General features: G+C 69.6%; 5 protein-coding genes and 1 pseudogene. All 6 read left to right on the forward strand.

Annotation, left to right across the window (positions count from 1 at the left end):
• Positions 1-1,115, forward strand: a pseudogene (locus VF665_RS06055) (DNA ligase-associated DEXH box helicase); the annotation flags it as partial.
• Positions 1,112-1,768, forward strand: coding sequence for a ligase-associated DNA damage response endonuclease PdeM (pdeM, locus tag VF665_RS06060; RefSeq protein ID WP_331052521.1), 657 nt, complete (start codon positions 1,112-1,114; stop codon positions 1,766-1,768). The pseudogene VF665_RS06055 and the gene pdeM, both read left to right, overlap by 4 nt.
• A 315-nt stretch (positions 1,769-2,083) precedes the next feature.
• Positions 2,084-2,443 carry a hypothetical protein gene (locus tag VF665_RS06065; RefSeq protein WP_331052522.1) on the forward strand — a complete coding sequence of 120 codons (360 nt, stop codon included), beginning with the start codon at positions 2,084-2,086 and terminating at the stop codon, positions 2,441-2,443.
• A gap of 31 nt (positions 2,444-2,474) precedes the next feature.
• Entirely contained in the window at positions 2,475-3,659 is a 1,185-nt protein-coding gene (locus VF665_RS06070; RefSeq protein ID WP_331052523.1) for a hypothetical protein, read from the forward strand.
• A gap of 265 nt (positions 3,660-3,924) precedes the next feature.
• Positions 3,925-4,869: a peptidoglycan recognition protein family protein gene (locus VF665_RS06075; protein WP_331052524.1), complete on the forward strand. Its 945-nt coding sequence runs from the start codon at positions 3,925-3,927 to the stop codon at positions 4,867-4,869.
• A gap of 94 nt (positions 4,870-4,963) precedes the next feature.
• The coding region (locus tag VF665_RS06080) for a hypothetical protein (RefSeq protein ID WP_331052525.1) at positions 4,964-6,357 on the forward strand (1,394 nt) is incomplete at its 3' end.

The following is a 6,357-nucleotide window of genomic DNA, read 5'->3' on the forward strand; positions in this document are numbered from 1 at the left end:
TGACCGCCTATCCCGACTACCACCGTGTCGCCCCGGACGAAGCCGGGCTCTACCGCGTGCCCGAGCGCGGTATCGCCCGACGGCACCGCATGTCCATCGGCACCATCGTGAGCGACGCGTCCATCGCCGTGCAGTACCTGCGGGGCGCGCGGCTGGGCACGGTGGAGGAAAGCTTCGTGGCGCGGCTCACGCCCGGCGACCGCTTCGTCTTTGCCGGCAAGCCGCTGGAGTTCGTCCGCGTGCGCGACATGACGGCGTGGGTGCGGCGCACGACGAACACCAAGGGCCTCATCCCCCGGTGGATGGGGGCGAGGATGCCGCTTTCCGGCGAGCTGGCGGCCTCGCTCCGTTCGCGGCTGGAAGAGGCGTCGCGGGGCGAGTTCCGCGGCCCGGAGATGGAGGCCATCCGTCCCATCCTGGAGGTGCAGGCGCGCTGGAGCCGCATCCCCCGCGCGGACGAGCTGCTGATGGAGCGGGTCAAGACGCGCGAGGGGCACCACCTGTTCATCTTTCCCTTCGAGGGGCGGCTGGTGCATGAGGGGCTGGCCGCGCTGTTCGCGTACCGCATCTCGCGCCTGACGCCCATCAGCTTCACCTTTTCCATGAACGACTACGGGATGGAGCTGCTGTCGCCCGATCCCGCGCCGCTGGACGAGGCGCTGGCGGCGGGGCTGCTGAGCCCGCACAACCTGCTGGAAGACGTTCCCGCCTCGCTGAACGCCACGGAGATGGCGCGGCGCCAGTTCCGCGAGATCGCGCGGGTGGCGGGGCTGGTGTTCCAGGGATTCCCGCATGCGGGCAAGTCCGTCAAGCAGCTGCAGGCATCCAGCGGGCTGTTCTTTGACGTATTCACCCGCTACGATCCCGGCAACCTGCTGGTGTCGCAGGCGCACCGCGAAGTGCTGGAACGGCAGCTGGAAAGCAGCCGGCTGGGGCGCACGCTGGACCGGCTTTCCGCGGGCAACGTCGTCATTACCAATCCCAAACGCACGCCGCCGCTGGCGTTCCCGCTGCTGGTGGACCGGACGCGCAACGCCGTCACCTCCGAATCCGTCACCGACCGTGTGCAGAAGATGAAGCTGGTGCTGGAGAAGTACGCCGACACGGGGAAATGACGGGAGACCTGGAGATCGAACTGTGCGGGGAGCCGCTGGTGCTGCTTCCCGAGCGCGCCGCGTACCGGCCGCGCGACCGCACGCTGCTGGTGGCGGATCCGCACTTTGGAAAGGCGGCGTCGTTCCGCGCGTTCGGCGTCCCCGTGCCCGGCGGCACGACGACGGAAACGCTGGCGCGATTGACGGCGGCGCTGGCCCGCACCGGCGCGGAACGCCTCGTTTTTCTGGGCGACTTCTTTCACGCAAGGGCGGGTAAGCAGGCGAGCACGCTGAACGCGCTGGCGGCGTGGCGCGAGGAGCACGCCCGCCTCCCCATCCTCCTCGTCCGCGGCAACCACGACCGGCACGCGGGCGACCCGCCGGACGAGCTGCGCATCAATTGCGCGAACGGGCCGGTGGTGGACGATCCGTTCGGCTACGCGCACCACCCGGAGCCGGCGGACGCGTGCTACGTGCTGGCCGGGCACGTTCATCCCTCCGTGACGCTGCGCGGCATCGGGCGGCAGAAGCAGCGGCTGGCCTGCTTTCACTTCGGCCCGCGCGTGGGCATCCTCCCCGCCTTCGGCGAGTTCACCGGCACCGCCGACGTCCCCGTGAGCCCCGGCGACCGCGTGTACGTGGTCGCGGGTGACCAAGTGGTGAGCGTGTTGTAGCGGAAGCGGCAGACGCCACCGTGACAACGGTCAAGCACGGTCCCGCCGTGGGGCTTCCACCTCCTGAGTGAGGACGCCAGATCCTACTCGCGGCTCGATCGCGATGCGTCGTGCACATCTGCTCCCCCTTGCATGCCGCCCGCGGTGCCCCGCCCAAAGTCACAGCCGTCCCGCCCGGGCCGATGATCCCCACGGCTTCCTGCTGGATCTCTCCCAAGGGAAATCCGCATCCATGTCCGTCCAACCGTATGGCGCGGTGCCGTGGCCGTGCGGCCAGCGCTACGAAATCCATCATCATCCCCCGCGAGGTGCATCATGCCCAATGACGCCCGTCTGGTCGATCTGCAGTTCTATCCCGTTTCCGAGGGGCAGCCCGTCCGCGTCCGCGCGATCGTCGGCGCCGGAATGGCGGGCGGAACGAGCATCTCCTACAAGGGCCAGGTGCAGGAGGTCGGCACCGATGGCTCGGCCACCGTCGGCGCGCCGGGCGGCAATCTCCGGCACAGCGTCATCCACTGCATCACGACGGTGAAGGACATCAATCCCGCGTCCGACAAGACGGTGGTGACGTACATCCTCAGCGGCGGTCCGGACGAGGCCATGTTCTCCTACGAACTCGACGTGAACACGTCCGGTGGCTACGCGCGCTACCTGATCGACTTCGCGCTGGTCTGACGATTCCGCCACCCTCTTCCCGAGCCCGTCCATGCACACCGACTCCCGCGCCCATCGGCGCACCCGCTTCCTCGTCGCCGCGCGGATCAGCGCGGTTCTGCTGGCGCTCTCCGCGCCCCGGTCGGCGCGGGCGCAGAACGAGGCGCCGGAACTGAGTTCGCTCCGGCCGCCCGCTTCACCCGCGTTCCTTCTGCTTGGCGTATCGCCCACGGAGGTGCATCGCCCCACGAACCCGGCGGACTTCGCCTTTACGCTCGTCAACGGTACCTCCATGCTCTCCGAATTGCCGGAGAACTTCGCGTTGGAGGCCGCCCCGTACTGGTTCGCGTCTCGCCGCATGCTCACGTGGCAGGAGGACAACGTCCGCAGTCCGATCCAGTCCTTCTGGCGCACCCTCGCGGTCACCACGGGCTCCGCTGAAATCGGCACCGACGAGGCACCGGTCACGGGCGTTTCGGTCGGGAGCCGCGCCATGCTCCTGTCCGGGCGGTACTCGCAGGCGACCATCGACTCGCTAAGCGCTCTGCAGAGTGCGCTCGCGAGCGAGGGAGGGATGAACCTGCGCCTTGCCGCGGTGCCCCTCGCGGCGCTGGACCGCTGGTTGGCCAACGAGATGGGCAAGCCCGGCGCGAACCGCGACTCTCTACGCGCCGAGTACAACCGCCGCCGCGCGGCCATCGACGATGCCGTGCTTACCGACCCCGCGTATCAGAAGCAGGTCAAGGCCGTCCGGGACCGCTTCAACGACTTCGCAGTGCGCCGCGAGGGTCACATGCTCGAGGTGGCGGGGGGCGCGGCGTGGGGCTTTCCCGACCGCGTGGTGGATGCGGGACGGCTGCGGCGCTGGGCCGGGTGGGCCACGTACTCGTGCGAGCGGTGCTTCAGTCCCGCCGGCCCACCGCTGACCCCGGTGGTGATGGTACGCTATCAAGCGGGAGAAGATGATGTGGGTGGAGACGTGCTGGACGTAGGTGCCAGCCTGAACGCGAGCGACACGCGGTGGGGCCTCTCGATCGAAGGGGTGTGGCGTCAGTTTACCGGCGGCTCCGACGCTGACGCGCTGTACCGAATTGCCGGCCACCTGGAGTACCAGGTACGCCGCGATATGTGGCTGCAGGCAACGTTCGGGCGCGATCAGGATACCTCGCGCGAAGGGAGCCTTCTGGCCCAGCTCGGCTTCCGCTTCAACTTCGCGGAGGAGCGGTACAAGCCGTAGCTCCACGCCTGGTTCCCGGATGACACAGACGGTACAGCGGCCCTGATCGTCGCCCGGGCTGCCGCGCACGCGTCCCACATGGCGGGGCGGGGATGTCGCAGGCGTGGTGCCTGCGGGGCGTAGACCCCGTGCAAACCCAGCTTTTTCGGCACGACGTGCACGGGCGCCTAATTTGCGGCCCGGGCACGCGCGGAGCGTCCCCGCCCACCCACGCGAGGACGCCCCCACCCCTCCCACCTTACCCCCACGCTCCCCCGGAACCACCATGGCCGAAACGCTCACCACAGCCGCGCCCGCGGTACCCGTCGCCGGGCTCCCGTTCCAGTTCCGCGACTTTCTCATCCCCCTCGCCGACGGGCAGGCCGTCACCCGCGGCTGGCCGGAGCGCCACGGCGGCAAGCCGCTGGGCGTGACGTGGCACTGGGCCGTCACCCGCAAGCTGCAGGTGCTGCGCGACGTGATCGGCGGCGCGCATGCGGAGCGCAAGGGCGAGGCGTCGGCGCACTACGGCATCGGCCGGAGCTTCGCGGAGGGGGTGGACCGGTACGTCCTCATCGAGAACCGCTCGTGGCACGCGGGCAAGAACCAGTCGCTGCGCTGGAACGGCAAGGCGCTGCAGGGCGACCCCGACTTCAAGGGCTCGCGCAGCACCATCGGCATCGAGACGTCGCACATCGGCGCCAACCTGGACGGCATCGTGGCCGAGGCGGACTGGATCAGCACCGCCACGCCGCTCGGCAAGCCCATCAAGGTGCAGCCGTGGACGCCGGAGCAGATCGCCATGTGCATCGAGGTGGGGCGCGAGATCGTGCGCCGCTTTCCCAACATCAGGCCCGAGGACCATCACGGCCACCACGACATCTGCCCGCTGGACGAGGAGGGCCGGGCGTACAAGATCGACGTCTGCGGCTTCCCCTTCGCCAAGGTGCTGCGCGGCATCTACCCCGACCAGGCGATCGAGGACGTGTGGACGCCGTTCGAGACCGTCCGGCAGCGCCAGCGCGCGCTCATCGCGCTCGGCTTCAGCCTGGGCGCCAGCGGGGCGGATGGGGCGTGGGGGGCCAGGAGCCGCACCGCGCTCACGCTCTTTCAGCGGCACGAAGGGCTGGTGCAGAACGGGCTGTGGAGCACCTTCGTGAGCCGCGCCGTGTTCCGCGAACTCAAGGCGGCGGGCAAGAACCCGGTCGACGTCACCGCCGGCCGGCTGTAACCGGCGGCTTTCCCCGGATCCGCCCCACGTTCCCGGCCGCCGCACGCTCCCAGCGTGCGGCGGCGTTCCACTCCAGGCCCCTTTCCGACGCCCCATGCCCAACCCCGTCGTCCTCATCCACGGCTATTCCGATTCCGGCAAGGGCTTTGAGCCCTGGCGAAAGATCCTCACCGACTCGGGCCGCAGCGTCACCGACGTCCATACCTGCAACTACGAAACGCTCACCAACGAAGTCTCGCTCAGCGACCTGGCCGAGGCGTTCGACCGCGCGCTGCGGCTGGAAACGTCGCTGCGCGAAGGACAGCCGTTTGACGCCATCGTGCACTCCACGGGAATGCTGGTGATCCGCGCCTGGCTGGCCATGTACGCGCACCGCCGCGAACGCCTCAAGCGGCTGGTGGCGCTGGCGCCCGCCACGTTCGGCTCGCCGCTGGCGCACCGCGGCCGCAGCTGGGTGGGCGCCATCTTCAAGGGGCGCAGGCAGCTGGGCCCCGACTTTCTGGAGGCGGGCGACCGGGTGCTGGACGCGCTGGAACTGGGGAGCCGCATCACCTGGGACCTGGCCCACCGCGACCTGGTGGGCGAGGGGCACCGCTGCTACGGCGCGGACGGCGACACGCCGTACGTGTTCGTGTTCTGCGGCACGCGCGGATACCGCGGGGCCGCGTCCGTGGCCAACACCCCGGGCGCGGACGGCACGGTGCGCTGGGCGGGCACGCCGCTCAACACGCGCAAGATCGTGCTGGACCTCACGCGCGAGCAGGGCACGGAGGAGCGGTTCCGGGTGGCGCCGTTCACCAACCTCGACATTCCGCTGATCCCGGTGGAGGGGCTGGACCACGGCACCATCCTGAGCGAGCCCACCCCGGACCTGCGGCGGATGGTGCTGGACGCGCTGCAGGTGGACAGTGCGGAGTCGCTGGCCGCGTGGCACGCGTCGGAGGCGGTGCGGCGCGCGGTCGCCCACCGCGAGAGCGGCCGCATGCCGCGCTTTCAGCAGTTCGTGGTGCGCGTGATGGACGAGCGGGGCGACCCCGTGCCCGACTACAACATCCAGATGCTCACGTACGACGCCCGCGGAAGGGAAAAGGAAATCCGCGCCTTCATGGACGACGTGCACACGTACGAAGGCGACAAGAGCTTTCGCAGCTTTCACGTGAACCTGGACGAGGTGAAGCCGGAAACCCTCCCCAATCTGTGGATGCGGGTCATCGCCTCGTCCGGCTCGCGGCTGGTGGGCTATCACGGCATCGGGAGCGAAAAGATCGATCCGTCCGGAACGCTGCGGGATGCCGACGGAAAGTGGGATGCCAGGGTGGACGTGAGCGCCGTCCTGGGCACCGATCCCGCCGGCCTGCCGCCCGGGGCCGCGCAGGCGCTGCGGGAGACCCGCCTGTTCTATCCGTTCACCACTACGCTGCTGGAGATCCGGCTGAACCGCGAGCCGCTTCCGCTGGGCGGCGACCAGCCCAACCACGTGCTGTGGAT

This window comes from Longimicrobium sp. (genome assembly GCF_036387355.1).
Taxonomy (GTDB): Bacteria; Gemmatimonadota; Gemmatimonadetes; order Longimicrobiales; family Longimicrobiaceae; genus Longimicrobium.